General features: G+C 69.1%; 11 protein-coding genes. 4 read left to right on the top strand and 7 right to left on the bottom strand.

All coding sequences use genetic code 11. The features are described from left to right. Positions 1-32 precede the first annotated feature (32 nt). Both ACLBWH_RS01875 and ACLBWH_RS01870 read left to right on the top strand, forming a co-directional pair. Positions 33-1,781 (top strand): alpha-amylase family glycosyl hydrolase, encoded by a 1,749-nt coding sequence (locus ACLBWH_RS01875; protein ID WP_447796370.1) that lies wholly within the window; start codon positions 33-35, stop codon positions 1,779-1,781. Positions 1,782-1,841: 60 nt separating this feature from the next. Beyond that, positions 1,842-2,807, top strand: a complete 966-nt coding sequence (locus ACLBWH_RS01870; RefSeq protein WP_447796368.1) for an alpha/beta hydrolase — start codon at positions 1,842-1,844, stop codon at positions 2,805-2,807. A 7-nt stretch (positions 2,808-2,814) separates the two neighbouring features. On the opposite strand, the gene ACLBWH_RS01865 is transcribed toward ACLBWH_RS01870, so the two are convergent. The 5 genes from ACLBWH_RS01865 to ACLBWH_RS01845 all read right to left on the bottom strand — a co-directional run bounded on the left by ACLBWH_RS01865 (position 2,815) and on the right by ACLBWH_RS01845 (position 12,609). Beyond that, complete coding sequence (locus ACLBWH_RS01865; protein ID WP_447796366.1) at positions 2,815-3,645, bottom strand: aldo/keto reductase; 831 nt, start codon at positions 3,643-3,645, stop codon at positions 2,815-2,817. Between the two features lie 40 nt (positions 3,646-3,685). Next, positions 3,686-6,082: a TonB-dependent receptor gene (locus ACLBWH_RS01860; RefSeq protein ID WP_447796364.1), complete on the bottom strand. Its 2,397-nt coding sequence runs from the start codon at positions 6,080-6,082 to the stop codon at positions 3,686-3,688. A 356-nt stretch (positions 6,083-6,438) separates the two neighbouring features. Next, complete coding sequence (locus ACLBWH_RS01855; protein ID WP_447796363.1) at positions 6,439-9,309, bottom strand: TonB-dependent receptor domain-containing protein; 2,871 nt, start codon at positions 9,307-9,309, stop codon at positions 6,439-6,441. A gap of 376 nt (positions 9,310-9,685) precedes the next feature. Further along, the gene (locus ACLBWH_RS01850) at positions 9,686-11,188 is read right to left on the bottom strand and encodes a DUF4139 domain-containing protein (protein ID WP_447796361.1); all 1,503 of its coding nucleotides are present in this window, start codon (positions 11,186-11,188) and stop codon (positions 9,686-9,688) included. After that, entirely contained in the window at positions 11,188-12,609 is a 1,422-nt protein-coding gene (locus ACLBWH_RS01845; RefSeq protein WP_447796359.1) for a DUF4139 domain-containing protein, read from the bottom strand. Before ACLBWH_RS01845 ends, ACLBWH_RS01850 begins: the two co-directional genes overlap by 1 nt. Positions 12,610-12,744: 135 nt before the next feature. Between ACLBWH_RS01845 and ACLBWH_RS01840 the strand changes: the two genes are divergently transcribed. Further along, entirely contained in the window at positions 12,745-13,587 is an 843-nt protein-coding gene (locus tag ACLBWH_RS01840; RefSeq protein ID WP_447796357.1) for a PhzF family phenazine biosynthesis protein, read from the top strand. Positions 13,588-13,594: 7 nt separating this feature from the next. On the opposite strand, the gene ACLBWH_RS01835 is transcribed toward ACLBWH_RS01840, so the two are convergent. Further along, positions 13,595-14,341, bottom strand: a complete 747-nt coding sequence (locus tag ACLBWH_RS01835) for a Crp/Fnr family transcriptional regulator (protein ID WP_447796355.1) — start codon at positions 14,339-14,341, stop codon at positions 13,595-13,597. 246 nt (positions 14,342-14,587) lie between these two features. Between ACLBWH_RS01835 and ACLBWH_RS01830 the strand changes: the two genes are divergently transcribed. Further along, on the top strand, positions 14,588-15,436 hold the full coding sequence (locus tag ACLBWH_RS01830; RefSeq protein ID WP_447796354.1) for a Crp/Fnr family transcriptional regulator: 849 nt from the start codon (positions 14,588-14,590) through the stop codon (positions 15,434-15,436). Between the two features lie 301 nt (positions 15,437-15,737). On the opposite strand, the gene ACLBWH_RS01825 is transcribed toward ACLBWH_RS01830, so the two are convergent. Next, positions 15,738-16,913, bottom strand: a complete 1,176-nt coding sequence (locus tag ACLBWH_RS01825; RefSeq protein ID WP_322847962.1) for a zinc-dependent alcohol dehydrogenase — start codon at positions 16,911-16,913, stop codon at positions 15,738-15,740. Between the last annotated feature and the right edge of the window lie 25 nt (positions 16,914-16,938).

Raw genomic sequence — 16,938 nt, 5'->3', positions numbered from 1 at the left:
GGCTGATGCGGGCGGCGCACGGGAGGACGGGCATGTGGGGTTCACCAGCGGCGGGCGGCGGGCCCGCCGATCGCGGCGCGGCGCTGATCGCGTTGCTCGATCCGCTGTATCGCGATCATCCGCATTGGGCCGACGAGCAGGTCCGGCTGCGCGGAATGCTCGATGCCGCCGCCGAGGCGCGCGCCTATGATCTGCGCACGCTCGACCGCGATCGCGCCGGGGACCCGCGCTGGTTCGGGGCACCCGACATGATCGGCTACAGCTTCTACGTCGATCGCTTCGCGCGCAATCTGTCGGGGCTGCAACTGCGGCTCGGCTGGCTCAACCGGCTGGGGGTGCGGTTGCTCCACCCGCTGCCGATGACGCTGCCGCAAGCGGGCGACAGCGACGGCGGCTTCGCGGTCGCCGATTATCGCGCGGTCGATCCGCGGCTCGGCAGCGTCGACGACGTGCGCGCGATCGCCCGCGACCTGCACGAGCGCGGCATGGCGCTGGCGATGGATTGCGTGCTCAACCATTGCGCGCGCGATCACGCCTGGGCGCAGGCGGCGCTGGCGGGCGATGCCGACAAGCGCGGCTATTTCCGGATCGTCGCGCAGGCCGAAGAGGTCGCCGCGTGGGAGGCCGGGCTGGACGAGGTCTTTCCCGATACCGCGCCGGGCAATTTCACCCACGAGCCGGCGCTCGGCGGCTGGGTGTGGACGACCTTCTATCCGTTCCAATGGGATCTCGACTGGTCGAACCCCGCGGTGTTCCGCGAGATGCTCGACGTGCTGCTGTTCTGGGCGAACGTCGGCGTCGACGTGTTCCGGCTCGACAGCGCGCCCTACCTCTGGAAGCGGCAGGGCACGGCGTCGCGCAACCTGCCCGAGACGCACCGGCTGGTCGCCGCGCTGCGTGCCGGGCTCGACGCGGTGGCGCCCGGCGTCGCGCTGCTCGCCGAGGCGATCGAACAGACGCGCGAGGTGCTGCCCTATCTGGAGCCGGCGGACGGCAGCCGCGCCTGCCAGATCGCCTATCACAACGGCGCGATGGCGGCGCTGTGGACCGCGCTGGCGACCGGGGATGCGGCGCCGCTGGTCACCGTGCTCGACCAGACGCGGCTGGCGCGCCCGGACACCGCGTGGCTGACCTATCTGCGCTGCCACGACGACATCATCTGGACCGCGTTGCGCGGCATCGTGCCCGAGGCGGTGCTGCGCGATTGTTCGGCCTTCTTCGCCGGCGCGGGCAGCTACGCGCAGGGCCGCTCGTTCCAGGCGCGCGCCGACGCGCCGGTCGCGACGGTCGGCATGCTCGCGTCGCTGCTCGGCGGCGAGGGCGCGGCGACGCTCGCCCGCTATCGGCTGATGCTGGGGGTGCTGCTGGCGTTGCCGGGCATGCCGATGCTCTATATGGGGGACGAGATCGGCCTGCCCAACGACGAAGCGGGTGCGGCGGCGCTCGATGCGCGCTGGCTGCACCGGCCGGCGATGGACTGGACCCGTGCCGAGGCGGCGGCGAACGACGACGGTCCGGGCGCGCCGTTCCTCCGCATCACCCGCGCGCTGATCGCGGCGCGCGCCGGCAGCCCCGCCTTCGCCGCCGCGGCGCCGGCGCGCGCCGAGGTGACGGCGGACGGCGTACTGGCGATCGATCGCGGCGACGTCCTGGTGCTCGCCAATTTCGACGACGCGGCGCGGCCGATCGATCGCGGCGGCGGTCGTGTCGACATGTTGACCTGCGCACCGGCGGGCGAGACGATCCCGGCCTACGGCCTGCTCTGGCTGGCGCGCGACTGAGACGTTGCTCCCGGCAGGCTCTTATCGCTAAGCTTCCGGTATCGAGCGGAGGCGGAAGCGATGCGGCGTCGTGGCTGGACGAGGTGGGCCGGGCTGCTGGGGCTGGCGGGGATGATCGGCGGCGCGGCGCCGACCCCCGTCCAGCGGAGCGGGATCTGGCGACCGCCGTCGGGCCTGCGTCAGGAGCCGATCTGGCCCGGTGCGGCGCCCGACATGGCAGCGGCCGGCCGGTCAGCCGAGCATAGCGAGACCAGCATCAATCCGCAGCGCTTTGCCGGGCGGCCGGTCACCGGCGTCTTCGACGTCACCGCGCCGACGATCACCGTCTTCCCGGCGAAGGGCATCGCCAGCCATGCGGCGATGCTGGTGTTTCCGGGCGGCGGGTTTCAGATGCTGGCGATCGATCTGGAGGGCAGCGAAGCGTGCGACTGGCTGACCGCCCGCGGCATCGTCTGCATCTTGGTCAAATATCGCGTGCCGAACAGCAACCATCACTGGGACCCCGTCTGCAAATGCGCCGTGACGCCGAAGCGTCTGCTCGCGTTGCAGGATGCGCAGCGCGCCATCCGGCTGGTCCGCAGCCGCGCGGCGACGCTGCGGATCGATCCGCACAGGATCGGCGTCATCGGCTTTTCCGCTGGCGGCTATCTGGTGGCGCAGACCAGCAACATCCTCACCCCCGCCTACCAGCCGGTGGATGCGATCGACCGGGTGAGCAGCCGGCCCGACCTCGCCGTGGCGCTGTATCCCGGCCACCTGTGTCGCGCCGGCGCCACGCTCGATCCGGGTATCCACGTGTCCGCCCGCACGCCGCCGACGCTGCTGGTCCAGGCATGGGACGATCCCACCGATCCGATCTGCAACAGCATCGTCTATGCGCGCGCGCTGGACGAGGCCGGGGTGCCGGCGGAGGTTCATCTGTTCGGCAAGGGCGGCCACGCCTTCGCGTTGCGGCGCACCGGTCTTGCCGTCGATGGCTGGACCGGGCTGCTCGAACGGTGGCTCAAGGACAATCGCTTCCTCTAGCCGCCGGTCACAGCATCTCGAGCGGTACCGGGCGGGGCGGGCGGGGGAAGAGGTGGTCGAGGCGGGCGAGGTCGGCGGGGGTAAGCGTCAGGTCGGCGGCGGCGCGGTTGGCGTGGACGTGGGCGAGCGTGCCCGCTTTGGGGATGGCGATGACGTCGTCGCGGGCCAGCAGCCAGGCGAGCGCGAGCTGCGCCGCCGTCACATGCCTGTCCGCCGCCAGCGCGCCGAGGGCGGGGTGGGCGGCGAGGCGGCCCTGTTCGACCGGGCTGTAGGCCATCACCGGGATCCCCCGCTGCGCCAGCCAGGGCAGCACATCGTGTTCGGGGCCGCGGCGGGTGAGATTGTAGAGGATCTGGTCGGTGGCGCAGTCGGTGCCGCCGGCGGCGACCAGCTCTTCCATATCGTCGGTATCGAGGTTGCTGACGCCCCAGCGCAGGATCTTGCCCGCGTCGACCAGCCGCTCCATCGCCGCGACCGTCTCGGCAAGCGGAACGCCGCCGCGCCAGTGCAGCAGATAGAGGTCGAGCCGGTCGGTGCCGAGCCGGCGCAGGCTCGCCTCGCATGCCTGCGGCAGCCGGTCGCGCGAGGCGTTCTGCGGATAGGCCTTGCTGACGAGGAACACCGAATCACGTCGGCCGGCGATCGCCTCGCCGACCAGCCGTTCGGACTCGCCGTCGGCATACATTTCGGCGGTGTCGATCAGCGTCAGGCCGAGGTCGATCCCGGCGCGCAGCGCGGCGATCTCGTCGGCGCGGCGCGCGGGGTCCTCGGCCATCATCCAGCTGCCCTGACCGAGCGCGGGAACAGCGGTGCCGTCGGGCAGGGCAATCGTCTTCATATCGCATCGAACGCCCGAGCGGCGATTTGGATCGATGCGGTCAGAAGCGCAGCGAGCTCTCCACGCCGATCTCGCGCGGCCGGCCGGGGGTGAAGCGATCGATGCCGAAGCCGCCGAAGAAGCCGGTGCGCGCCTGCTGCGTCACCTTGTCGAAGAGGTTGGTGCCCCACAGGCCGATCCGCCACGGCCCGTCGGCGCGCGGGGCGAAATCGAGCCGGAAACCGACCAAGGCATAGGCGGGCAGGCGGCAGACATAGTCCGCCCCCGATTGGCAGGCGGGCTTGGCTCCGACACCGCGCACGTCGACGCTCGGTGTCAGCGTGCCGCCGTCGCCGAGGTGCAAATCATAGGCCAGCGCGGCGCTATAGGTATATTTGGGCGCGGAATTGACCGGCGTGTCGAGCGTCAGCGTCACCGCATTGGGACGGATGCTGTCATAGCCCTGCGTCAGATAGGCGGCGTTGCCGCGCAGCGTGAGGTCCGGCACCGGGCGCAGCACCACCTCCGCTTCGAACCCCGCCTCGTGCGCGGAGGCGGCGCTCTGCACCTGGCGGGTCGAGACGTTGCCGATCAGCACGTTCACGCCCGCCTGGATGTCGGTATATTTCTGGTAGAAGCCGGACAGGTTGATGACCGCGCGGCGTGCGAGCAGGTCGAGCTTGATGCCGGCCTCGTACGACCACAATTTCTCGGGATCGTAGGAGGAGGGGAAGCGGCCGTCGCTCGACGGGCCGCCGATCTGCTGGTTGAAGCCGCCGGCGTTATAGCCGTGCGCCGCGGTGAGATAGGTGAACACGGTGTTCGACCAGCGATAGGACAGCTGGATCTTGGGATCGAAGCCGTCCCAATGATCCCGGCCGCGCGCGGTGAACGGCGCGCCGCCGCAATTGGCGATGCCGCCGAGGAAGTCGCCGGTGAAATAGCCGCACGACGTCGGCACGCCATTGTAGAGGAAGGTGTTGGCGCGGCCGGCGAAGAAGACGTAGCTCGATCCGGTCTTGCGATCGTAGGTGTAGCGCGCGCCGAGCGTCAGTTCGAGCTTCGGCGTGACCTTGTACGATGCCTGCGCAAAGCCGGCGTAGCTGCGGTAGGTCAATGCGGCATCGTAGACATAGCCGAGCGGATCGATCCAGTCGGGGCCGGTGTCCTGCAGGAAGCGGGTCTTCTGCTGGAAGTAGAAACCGCCGGCGAGGAAGGTGAGGCGATCGTCGGCGACGGTGCCGCCGATCGTCACTTCCTGCGTGAACTGGCTGGTGCGGGTGTCGTCATATTCGGCGTAGATGTCGTTGGGGGCATCGTTGACCGGCGTGTAGAAACGCGCGCGCGAGCGGCGATAGGCGGTGACGCTGTGCAGCGAGATGCCGCCGCCGAGATCGTAGCCGAGGCGACCGTTGAACGTCGTCGCCGTCGTGCGGTTGGACGGGCCGAGCCCGCGATAGCGGCCCGCGCCGTCGGCATCGCCGCCGCGGGCGAGGTCGGTGACCGCGGCGCTGGTCGGTGCGAGCAGCGTCGCGCCGCCATAGACCGTGTCGCTGCGCCCGAGCACCGGATAAGCGGTGCAATAGGGCACGCGATGCAGCGCATCGTAATTCTGGATATAGTCCGCGCCGGGCAGGCAGGCGAGCGGGATGGTCGCGCCGCCGTCGGTCGAGGAGCGGTTGTACTCGCCGAGCAAATCGACCGTGAGCGGGCCGCCCTTGTCGAAGCGCAACTGCAGCCGGCCCGACTGGTTGTTGACGTTGCCGCTGCGCCCGTCGTCGAGCAGGTGCTTGATGAAGCCGCGGACGCTCTGCGTGCGGAAGCTGGCGCGGGCGTAGATGCCGTCGGCGAGCGGCAGGTTGAGCGCGCCCTCGGTATCGATGCGGCGCAGGCTGCCGGCGCGGACCTGCGCATAGCCTTCGACCCGGTCGGTCGGCCGCTGCGTGGTCAGCAGCACCGCGCCCGCGGTGGTGTTCTTGCCGAACAGCGTGCCCTGCGGCCCCTTGAGCACCTGCAACGATGCGATGTCGTAGAAATAGAGGTCGTTGCCCTCCTGCCGGCTGACGTACATCTCGTCGATGTAGAAGCCGGCCTTGGTATCGGAATTGACCTGGTTGAAGGTCTGGCCGATGCCGCGGACGGTGAAGCTCGTCCCGCCCGACAGCAGAGGCACCAGTTCGAGGTTGGAGACCGCGCCGCGCAGGTCCTGAAAGGTGCGGACGTTTTGCTGGAGCAGGTCGCTGCCGGACAGGACGGTGGCGGAGACCGGCGTGGTGGCGAGGCTTTCCGTGCGGCGGCGGGCGGTGACGGTGATCTCGGCGATCTCCGACGGTGCGGGGCTCGCGACCGCATCCGGCTGGGGCGCGACCGATTGCGCCGCGGCGGGGGCGGCGGCGATGCCGGTGCCGAGCGCGAGCGCGCACAGGACGTGCGGCGCCGATGATCGAAATACTGCCATGATACCCCCGTCGCGGGCGTGTCGCCCGTCGTCCCCGTCTGCCGATTGCGGCATGAGCGATGATTCCTACCGGACGGATCGGATTGGCGGACAGAGGAATTGTTGGCCGCGGCATCGCTCGGCTTGGGGCGGCCGGGCCGCCGGTGCCGCAGCGCTATGCCGGCGGCGTGGCCGCGGTGTGCGCAGCGGGGCCGTTTTTCGCGGCTGGTGCGGCGGCGCGGCTCGACGTCGTCGATATCGGATCGGGTGCCGGCCCTCCGCCGCATAGGGCCGATCGACATTCAACTCGTGGACGATGACAATTCCTCCCCTTGGCGGGGGAGGAATTTGGCTACGACGATGAATGTCGATCCCGCCTAGAAGTGGACGTTCGCGCCGAAGCGGAAGGTCCGGCCGACCGCGCCGATCTGCGTATAGGTCGGGTTGTAGTTGGTCGCGGCGTAATTGCCCGCGTTGAGCGGTGCCTTGGCATCGAGCAGGTTGATGACGTTGAAGTAGAAGTTGAACTTGTCGTTGACCTTGACGCTGCCGGTCAGGTCGACGTCGATGAAGCGGCGGACGTGGCAGTTGAAGTTCGGATCGCTGCCGCCATAGGTGCTGCCGCCGTTGCAGTCGGTGGTGCCGAACTGATCGTAGGCGACCGCCTTGTAGCCGGCCACGTAATAAGCGGTGCCGGTGAGCGTATAGGCGCCATATTCGACGCTGTTCTGCCAATTGCCGCGCCATTGCGGCGTGCCCGCGCCCGACGAGGTGATATAGGGCGCCTGCGTGCCGACGAAGTCGCTGTACGGCTGGTCGGCGCTCGGCTTGAACAGATAGTGGAGGATGTAGGTCGCCTCCGCGCGGCTGGTGAAGTGCAGGTCGTCGCTCGGATGGAGCTGGACCAGCGCTGATACGTCGATCCCCGAGGTCTTGAGCGCCGCGGCATTGGCGAAGGGCGAGTTGACGAACAGCGCGCGCTGCGGCGCGTTGGGGAAGGCCGGGTCGATTGCATCCGGCGTCACCGAATAGCCGTTGGGCAATTGGGTGCCGGCATAATAAGCCGCGAGCGCCTGGTTGGACAGCGGACCGCCCGAGATCACGTCGGTCTTCTTGATGTTGTAGTAATCGGCGGTGAAGCTGAGCCAGCGCAGCGGCTGGACGACGACGCCGCCGGTGAAGCTGCGCGACAGTTCGGGCTTGATGTTGGGATTGCCGACGGTGTTGAAGCCGATCGAATAGCTCTGGTTGTAGGCGCTGCCGCCCGAACAGGTGCCGTCGGCGGCGACGGTGCCGCCATGCTGCGCCTGGATCGAACAGGGCGCCTTAGTGGTGGTGAAGCCGATCACCGAGCCCGAGGTCTCGGCGAAGCTCGGCGCGCGGAAGCCCTTCGAGAAGGTGCCGCGGATCGCGAGCTGGCGGAACGGCGTGAACTTGGCGCCGATCTTGGGCGAGAAGCGGTTGTAGCCCTCCTCATAATGATCGAACCGGCCCGAACCGTTGATCTCCAGGCTGGTCAGCACCGGCGCGTTGACCTCGAAATAGCCCGATTCCACCGTGCGGCTGCCCACCGCGGTATATTGGTTGAGCCCGATCGTGGTGAGATTCGGGTTCTGGTTGGGATCGTTCTGCGCCTCGTAGCGGAACGAGCCGCCGACGCCGAGCTGCAGCGGACCGCCGGGCAGCGCGAACAGGTCCTTGGTGATCGTCGCCTGGATCATGTCGAGGTCGCTGGTCGCCTGCGTCCGCACCGCCGGCGACAGCGCGCTGCGCACCGCCGCGCTGTTCTGCGTCGGGTCGACGAAATTGTAGCTGCCGGTGTTGATCGCGTTGGTCAGCGCGTTGAGGTTGAGATAGCCGTTCTGGGTGATGTCGAGCCAGGAGTGCGCGACCGTCGCCGACACCGAATAGCCCCAGCCGTCGCCGAACCGGCCGTCGATCCCCGCCGCCCCGCGCAGCACGTGGTTCTTGTAATCCGACGAACCGGGGATGTCGCCGAACCGGTAATAGATCGACGCCGGCTGGCCGGTGGCGGCGAAGGGATTGTTGGGGTTGAGCTGGCCGTTGCTCAGCAGCACCGGCAGGACGATGTTCTGCGTGTTGATCGGATTGTACGAGCGGATGTTGGCGGCGTTGCTCGACGCCTTCACCTCGTTCTGGAAATAGGAGGCCATGATATAGGCCTGGGTCTGGTCGTTGACCTGCGCCGTCGCGTGGACGGTGACGCCGAAGCGAGTCTGTTCGGGCTGGATCTGGCCATAGTCGGAGACGAGGTTCTGCTGGCAGCCATTGCCGGCGCTACCGCTGATCGGCGTCGTCGAACCGGTGCAGCCATTGGGGTTGAGCACCTGGAACGGCCCGTTCGCCAGCCCCGATCCGGACAGGATGTTGCCCGGGGTGAGCTGCGTCGTCGGCGCGACCACCGCGCTGCTCGTCGTGCCGGGGACGGCGGAGCCGGCATTGTTGTTGTCGCCGCCGATGCCGCTCAGATCGGCGGTGTTGAGCGGGAAGCCGCGGTTGCGCGCCCAGATCGGGTCGTCGTGCTGATATTCGCCGCTGATGTAGAGGTTGAACCCCTTGTCCTTGAGGTGACCGGTGCCGAGCGTCAGCGTCGCGCGCTGCTCGCCGCCGTCGCCGCGCTGCGACACGCCGCCCTCGACGGTGCCGTAGACGCCGGTGATCTCCTTCTTCATGATGATGTTGACGACGCCGCCGATCGCATCGGCGCCATAGCTGGACGAGGCGCCGTCCTTGAGCACCTCGACCCGGTCGACGATCGCATCGGGGATGGTGTTGAGATCGACGAACGAGCGCTGGCCGTCGTCGGACAGCGGGTAATTGGCGGTGCGCAGCCCGTCGATCACGGTCAGCGTCGAATTGACCGTCAACCCGCGCAGCGACACGCCCGACGAACCCGCGCCGAAGCCCGAGGAGAAAGCGGTCGGGATCGAGCCGCTGCTGTCCGCCGAGATCGAGCGGATCGCGTCGGAGACGGTGGTGATGCCCGCCTTGGCCAGCGATTCCGCGGTCAGCGTGGTGACCGGCGAGGGCGTCTCGGTATCCGTCCGGCGGAACAGCGATCCGGTGACGATGATGTCGGTCCCGGTCGCCGGGGTGGTCGACTGGGCAGGCGGCGGCGCCGCTTGGTCTGGCGCGGCGGCGGTGTCCTGCGCGGCGGCCGGGCTGGCCGCGATCGTCATGCCGATCATCGCTGCGGGCAGCAGCACGGGCAGCGCCGCACCGCGCATCAGGGACGTCCGGATCAGGGAAACTCGGGTCAAGGCTAGATACTCCACCTGACATCCGCGGGACCGGCGACACGGCCCATTGTCGTGTCGCGTGCGGAAGCAGCACTCGCTGTCGGGCGAGTTAGGAGGGTGCCGAGCCCGGTGTAAACGACTGGGACGAGCGGGTTTTCGGAAGGAAATCCGGTGTTGCCCGGCCGCTACGGATAATGACGGATACACCATAGTCCGTCATGGACATGAATGCTGTCATGACCTCTAAGTCTCTAATTTCGCAATGAGAATTATCGTATACGCGATCGTAAGGCTATCGTAAGCAAACACTTGTCATCCAGCCGTCATACGGCTGATTGGCGGCTGCCGCGGTGTGCGACGGCGATCAATAGCGGATGCGCAACGCCGCGCGGGCGCCGGGCGGGATCTCCACCGACCAGGTCGCCACGCCATCCACCGGGCGGAGCGTCGCATCGTCTGCGGTGATCGTCTGCCCGGCGCGGCCGATCGGCACGTCGAGCTGCACCGGCCGCGGCGAGGCGTTGCTCGCCTCGATCAGCGCCGCCTTCGGGCCGAGCGCGGTCTGCGCGACGGTGACCTGTTCGCTGGTGCCGGCGGCGATGCGGATCGTCTCGCCCTCCGCCTTGTCGCCGAGCGATCCCAGGCCGATCAGCAGCCGGTCGTCGCCGCGACGGGCATAAGCGGCGGTGCTGCCCGACGGGAGCGGCAGGCCGAGGCCGCCCTGCGCGCGGTTGCGCAGCACCAGCGTCACGGCGGTCGGCATCGGCGGCGTCGTCGCGCCCGGGTCGAGCTGCCGCCGATAGCGCCGTTCGAAGGGCACCGCGGTCCGCGCGAGCAAAGCGACCTGCTTCTGCCCGCGTGCGCCGACCGTCACCGGCTCCGGCACGCTATACAGTTTCAGGTCGCCGAGATCCTCGGGCGGGGGCGGCGGTGCGGCCGGCGCCGGCGGCGCGGGCATGCCGCGCATCGCCCGTGCGGCAGTGACGATGATGTCGGCGGACGCCGTCGACGACAGGTCCGACGTCGTCGTCCCCAGCGGATAGCAGCGCAGCGACAGCGCCCCCACCGCGGCGCGCAATTGTGGCGTGTAGACGCGGTTGAGCGTGCCCGCGACCGCCGCGACATCCGCGTGCGCGAACGCCCCGGCATTGCCGTTGGCCAGCGTCAGCCAGGCGAACAGATCGAGCGTTCGCCCGTCGGGCGCGAGGGTCGCGACATATGCGGCGCGCCAGTCGAAATCGCTGGCGATATAGCTCAGCCGCACCGTCACCGTGCGCGCCGTCGGGCTGATCGTGGTGACGCTCAGTACCGGTTTGCTGGACAGGCCGGCGGGCACGCCGGCGAACGACAGCCGTTCGGGCAGGCCGGAACAGCGCAGCGTCTCGATCCCCGTGGTGGTGCGCAGCACCACGCCGGGGTGCGGCCCGGCGACGATCGTCGCGTTTTCGCTGCTGGTGCGGCCGGTGGCGCGGTCGGTGCGGGTCAGCGTCACCTGGCGACCGAGCGTGCCGTCGACCAGCGCCGCGGGCGACAGCAGCCGCAGGTCGCGGTTCTTCTCGACCACGCCGCCCGGCAGGCCGTCGATCACCGCGCTGGCCGGCACGATCCCGTCGGCGACGCCTTCGAAGCGCAGCGTCGCGCGGCCGCGCGGCAGGGCGATGCGGCGCGTCTCGGTGACCTGCGCGAAGCCGCCCAGCCAGCGCAGGTCGATCGCGCCGCGGCCATAAGCCGCACGATAGACGGTCAGCGCCACCCGCTGCGGCGCGGCGGAGGTCACCACCGGCTCGGCGAGCGCCGGACCGGCGACCGCCGCCGCGATCGGCAGCAGCGTCGTCGCTAGCGCGGCGCGCAGCAGGGCGGCGAGCATCAGTTGCGGGTGTCGAAGGTGGCGGTGACCACCGCTTCCCCGCTGGCGGGCACCGGCACCTGCCATATCGCCGTGCCGGCGCTGCGCCGTTCGCTGCTGCGGCTTTCCTCGACGATCCGGTCGTCGCCCGCATCGAGCCCGGCCTGCGCCAGCTCCACCGTCACGCCGCGGTTGCGGGCGTTGGTCAGGCGATAGCGCATTTGCGTGCGCCAGCGCATATTGCCGAGCTTGGTCCGCGACAGCATGATCGGCTGTACCTTGACGTCGAAGGCGTCGCCGGTCGGCAGCGCGATCGTCGACCCCTGCGGGATATGGTCGATACGGTTCTCGCCGGTGAACTGGGGCTGGCCGCGCGCGTCGCGGACGTAGACGCGCACGACGCCGGCGGGGAGCGCATCGCCGAGGCCCGCCGCCCCCGAATTGGCGAAGCGCAGGATGCTCTGCGCGCTGCGCGGTTCGTCGGCAGCGCCGAGCCAGCCATTCTCGAAACGATAGCCGGCGCTGGCGGTGACGTCCTTGGCGTCGAGGAAACTGACCTGCTTGGTCTGCTTGTCGGCGATCGTCGTCCGCTCGGCGAGCGGATAGACGTAGAAGTCGCCGAGCTGCTCGCGCGTCGCGCTCTCCGTGCCGGGCTGCATCCGCACCGGCCGGCGCGGCCTCGGGCGATAGCCGTTCTCGTCGTCGGTGTCGCCGCTGCCGACGTCGCCCGCGACGAGCAGCGTCCGCGCCGCGTTGAAGGTCGTGCCGCTCGTGTTGCGCAGCGTTACCCAGCCCTGCATGTCGATCGTTCCGCTTTTGTCGTCGAACAGCGCGACGTAATCGGCGCTCCAGCCGAGACCGCGGCTGAGATAGGACAATCGCGCCGGCCGCGTGCCGGCGCGGCTGCTCGCCAGCGTGACCGTCAGCGTCGGCCGCGCGCGCAGCGAATCGGGCACCCGGTCGAATACCGCCCGGACCGGCAGGCCGTCGTCGCGCAGCACCTCGATCCGGCCGGCGATGTCGAGCACGACGCCGCCGTTGACCGCCAGCACCTTCGCCCGCTCGCGCGTTTCGGCGCCGGTCGCCGGATTGGTCCGCACCAGCGTGATCGTCTCGCCGACCGCTTTCTCCATCAGGCTGGACGGGCTGAGCAGGTCGAAATCGAAATTCTGTTCGACGATCGTCGCGTCGGGCACCGACAGCGACACCGTCTCGGGCCGGATCTGCGCGCTGACGTCCGGGAAGCCCTGCCGCACCCGCCCGGCGGCGAGATCGAGCGTGCGGACGTCCTGCACCAGCGCGACGTCGTTGTTGTAGATGGTGACGGACACGTCGCCCTGCGCGCTGCCCGCCCCCGGCGCGGCGGCGGGCGGCGGCACCTGTTGCGCCCCCGCGCTTGCCGGCACGGCCAGCAGCATCGCCAAAGTCCAACTGCCCCGCATCGCTCCACTCCCCCTCGGCTTGCGCGCATCATGCGGGGCGGGGCGCCGGAACGCAATCGGCGCTGCCCCGTCGCGCGCGCTTGTCACGGCCCCGCCGGTGCCGGCATGATGCGTCTTAATCTTGCAGGAGGCCGTGTGACCCGTCCGTTTCGTCTCGTCGATGTGTTCGGCACCGACCCCTATACCGGCAACCCGCTCGCCGTCGTCGCCGATGCCGAGGGACTGACCACCGAGGACATGCAGCGGATCGCCGGCTGGCTGAACTTCTCGGAGACCACCTTCCTGTTGCCGCCGACCGATCCCGCCGCGGATTACCGCGTGCGCATCTTCACCATGGCGCACGAACTGCCCTTCGCGGGTCATCCGACGCTGGGCAGCGCGCACGCCTGGCTGGAGGCGGGCGGCGTGGCGAAAGCGGACGGAACGATCGTCCAGCAATGCGGCGTCGGCCTCGTCGCGATCCGTAGCGAGGGCGGGCGGCTGGCCTTCGCCGCGCCGCCGCTGCTGCGCAGCGGGCCGCCGAGCGAGGCGGAGATCGCCGAGGTCGCCGCGATCCTGCGGATCGAGCGCGACGCGATCGTCGATGCCGCCTGGGTGGACAACGGCCCCGGCTGGATCGCGGTGATGCTCCGCTCCGCCGCGGCGGTGCTCGCGATCGAGCCCGCGCGGCATCATCCCGGCCGGGTCGACATCGGCGTCGTCGGCGCGCACGCGCCCGGCGGCGACGCCGCGTTCGAGCTGCGCGCGATCTTCAGCGATGCGCATGGCGGGCTGATCGAGGACCCGGTCACGGGCAGCCTCAACGCGTCCGTCGGCCAATGGCTGTTCGCCAGCGGCCGCGTGCAGGGCGGCTATGTCGCCGCGCAGGGCACCCGGCTGGGGCGGACGGGTCGCATCCACGTGTCGCAGGACGGCGACGGGCAGGTGTGGGTCGGCGGCGTGACCCGCACGCTCGTCGCGGGGCAGGGCGGCGGCTGAGCGCAGGTCAGGCCGCGGCGATGCGCGGCGCGAGCTTGCCGAACGGCGCGATCAGCCGGCTGTATTCCGCCTCGGGCTGGCCATAGCCGTCGCCGGCGAGCTCCTCGAGCTTCTGCCGGTCGAGGATGACGACGCGGCCGCGCTTGGAGCGGATCATCCCCGCGCCCTCCAGCACGTGCAGCGAGACGGTGACGCCCGATCGTTCGGCCGCGACCATGATCGCCATGAATTCGTGGGTCAGCGGAATGTCGTCGCTGTCGTAGCGGTCGTGGCACATCAGCAGCCAGCGCGCGAGCCGCGCCTCGATCCGCTGATGCGCGTTCGACACCGTGCTGTTGGCCGCCTGCGTGATCACGGTCTGGACGTAGCGCAGCAGCGCGATCCGCAACGTCCGGCTGTGATCCACCGCGGCGAGGAACGGCGCCGCGGCGATCTTGAGCCCGTTGTGGCCGTTGACCTGGATGAAGATCTCATACGGTGAGATGCCCGCGCCGAGCAGCAGGGCGGTGCCGGCGAACCCCTCGCGGCCGAAGATGCCGACCTCGGTCGGGCTGATGTCCGTCGACACCGCGACGACCGATCCGACGCCGCCTTCCAGGAACCAGACGTGTTCGATCGGCTGGTTGAGCGGCACCAGCACCTGTTTCACCTGCAACGCCTCGCGCGCCAGATGCGGCGCGAGCAGCGCCAGATCCTCGGGCAGCAAGGATGCGAGCAGGATGTTCATCGTATCGTGACCGTTGAAGTGCGGCATGGACGCGCACCTTGTCTTGGGGCGAAAGCGTCGGCGACTCCCGGTCATTCGCGCCCTGATCAACGGCGAAGGATTGCACCGGGGTAGGCGGCGGCACCCCCGACACCAAGCACATAGGTGAAGGGTGCCGGCCTATATCATCGCCCGCGGGGAACCGTCCGGCGTCGCACATTGGATTGTCACCGACCGCGTGAATGGCGATGCGTCGGATCGTGATCCGTTCCGGATTTACCCCAAGGCGGACCGATGACCGACGAGAACAAGACGGACCCACGATACGTCAATCGTATGGTGTCCGCTCGGGCGCAGGGGGGTGTTCCGGTCCGTCCCGATCGCGTGCTCGACATCACCGTCCCGCCCCGGCCGTCGCCGCCCGTCTTCGACAGCCGCCTGCTCGACTCGCCGTTCCTCTCGCGCGTCGAGCGGCAGGCTCTGCGCGATGCGATGGGGTCGCCCACGCTCGTGTCGGCCTATACCGATCTGGTGCGCGAGGACGGCCGCGCCGGCGACCTGATCCTGATCGCGCACGGCTGGGGAGGGCGCTATGCGACCACCCGTCAGGGCGGCCGCCAGTTCCTCGCGCTGCTGGTGCCCGGCGACGTCGCCAACCTCGACACGTTGCTGTTCGACCGGCTCGATTATGGCGTGCTGACGCTGACCGAAGCCAGTATCGTCCGGCTGCGCCGCGGCGACGTCGCGGCGCTCGCAGCGCAGCACGCCGGTATCGCCCGGAGCTTCACCTGGCTCGCGATCCAGGACAATGCGACGCTCGGCCAATGGACCTTGTCGCTCGGCCGCCGGTCGGCACGGGCGCGGCTCGCGCATCTCCTATGTGAGCTGAGCACGCGGCTGGCGGCGGAACACCAGGGTCGCAGCCGCTTCCGCCTGCCGCTGACGCAGGAGCATCTCGCCGACGTGCTCGGTCTCACCTCGGTCCACGTCAACCGCATGATGCGCGAACTGCGCGACCAGGGCCTGATCGAGGCGGGCGATCGCGTCATCACCATCCCGAACGTCGCCAAATTGCACCGCGAGGGCGATTTCGACCCCGGTTATCTCCACGCGGGCTCGGTACCGGTTCTCCACCTCGTCTGACGGGATCCCGTACGCAACGCGGGCTACGCCACGCTGAGGGAGGCACGTTCCAACCCGGATCGAGACCGAAGTTAGAAACTAGGGTCGATCGACATTCAACTCGCGGACGATGACAATTCCTCCCCCGTCAGGGGGAGGTGGCGCGGCGAAGCCGTGACGGAGGGGGAGGACACGGAACAGACGTGTCGCTTACCTCCCCCTCCGTCATGCCTGCGGCATGCCACCTCCCCCTGGCGGGGGAGGACTTACGCTATGACGATGAATGTCTATTTCGCCTAGAACACCACTCGGGGCTCGCCGCTCAGCCGTGCGGACGCATCACCACCTTGATGACGCCGTCTTCCTTGTCGCGGAATTTGGCGTACATTTCGGGCGCATCCTCCAGACTGGCCGGATGCGTGATGACGAAGCTCGGGTCGATCTCGCCGGCTACGATCTTCTCCAGCAGCGGCTTGGTGTAGCGCTGCACGTGGGTCTGGCCGAGCTTGATCGTCAGCCCCTTGTTCATCGCGGCACCGATCGGCAATTTGTCTCCCATGCCGACATAGACGCCGGGCACCGAGACGGTGCCGCCTTTTCGGCAGCTCATGATCGCCTGGCGCAAGACGTGGACGCGATCGGTGGCGAGCATCACGCTGGCCTTGACCTTGTCCATGACCGCGTCGGCGGCGCCGTGCCCGGCCGCCTCGCAGCCGACCGCATCGATACAGCTGTCGGGGCCGCGCCCCTTCGTGCGTGCCTGCAGTTCGTCGTAAACGTCGGTCTCGGCGAAGTTGATCGTCTCGGCGCCGCCGGCTTCCGCCATGGCAAGCCGCTCGGGCAGCTCGTCGATCGCGATCACGCGCCCCGCACCCATCATCAGCGCGGAGCGAATGGCGAACTGGCCGACCGGGCCGCAGCCCCAGATGGCGACGGTGTCGCCCGGCTCGATCTGCGCGTTCTCCGCGGCCATATAGCCGGTCGGGAAGATGTCCGAGAGGAACAATGCCTGGTCGTCAGTGACGGTGTCGGGGATCTTGATCGGGCCGATGTCGGCCATGGGCACCCGGAGATATTCGGCCTGGCCGCCGCAATAGCCGCCCAGCATGTGGCTGAAGCCGAACAGGCCGGCGGGCGAGTGGCCCATCGCCTTGGCGGCCATCTCGGCATTGGGATTGGTCCGGTCGCACGCGGCGAACAGACCCTTGCGGCAGAACCAGCAGTCGCCGCAGCTGATCGTGAACGGCACCACCACGCGGTCGCCGATCCGCAGGTTGGTGACCTCGGAGCCCAGCGCGACGACCTCGCCCATATTCTCGTGGCCGAGGATGTCGCCCGCCTCCATGGTGGGCTGATAACCATCGAGCAGGTGGAGGTCCGATCCGCAGATCGCGCACGCGGTGACCTTGATGATCGCGTCGCGCGGATGTTTGATCTCGGGGTCTGCAACGGTGTCGACGCGAACGTCACCCTTACCGTGCCAGCATAATGCGCGCATGAATCGTCTCCGTGTGGGCAGGTGC

It is taken from the genome of Sphingomonas sp. M6A6_1c (genome assembly GCF_053345135.1).
Note: the sequence above shows the minus strand (reverse complement) of the source record. Positions and strands in the feature narration are given on the sequence as shown.

What these genes read in the sequence shown, in the direction of transcription:
- ACLBWH_RS01870 (WP_447796368.1), top strand. Translation starts at nt 1,842, where the DNA reads ATGCGGCGTCGTGGCTGGACGAGGTGGGCCGGGCTGCTGGGGCTGGCG.
- ACLBWH_RS01825 (WP_322847962.1), bottom strand. Translation starts at nt 16,913, where the DNA reads ATGCGCGCATTATGCTGGCACGGTAAGGGTGACGTTCGCGTCGACACC.
- ACLBWH_RS01835 (WP_447796355.1), bottom strand. Translation starts at nt 14,341, where the DNA reads ATGCCGCACTTCAACGGTCACGATACGATGAACATCCTGCTCGCATCC.
- ACLBWH_RS01860 (WP_447796364.1), bottom strand. Translation starts at nt 6,082, where the DNA reads ATGGCAGTATTTCGATCATCGGCGCCGCACGTCCTGTGCGCGCTCGCG.
- ACLBWH_RS01830 (WP_447796354.1), top strand. Translation starts at nt 14,588, where the DNA reads ATGACCGACGAGAACAAGACGGACCCACGATACGTCAATCGTATGGTG.
- ACLBWH_RS01865 (WP_447796366.1), bottom strand. Translation starts at nt 3,645, where the DNA reads ATGAAGACGATTGCCCTGCCCGACGGCACCGCTGTTCCCGCGCTCGGT.
- ACLBWH_RS01845 (WP_447796359.1), bottom strand. Translation starts at nt 12,609, where the DNA reads ATGCGGGGCAGTTGGACTTTGGCGATGCTGCTGGCCGTGCCGGCAAGC.
- ACLBWH_RS01850 (WP_447796361.1), bottom strand. Translation starts at nt 11,188, where the DNA reads ATGCTCGCCGCCCTGCTGCGCGCCGCGCTAGCGACGACGCTGCTGCCG.
- ACLBWH_RS01875 (WP_447796370.1), top strand. Translation starts at nt 33, where the DNA reads ATGTGGGGTTCACCAGCGGCGGGCGGCGGGCCCGCCGATCGCGGCGCG.
- ACLBWH_RS01855 (WP_447796363.1), bottom strand. Translation starts at nt 9,309, where the DNA reads ATGCGCGGTGCGGCGCTGCCCGTGCTGCTGCCCGCAGCGATGATCGGC.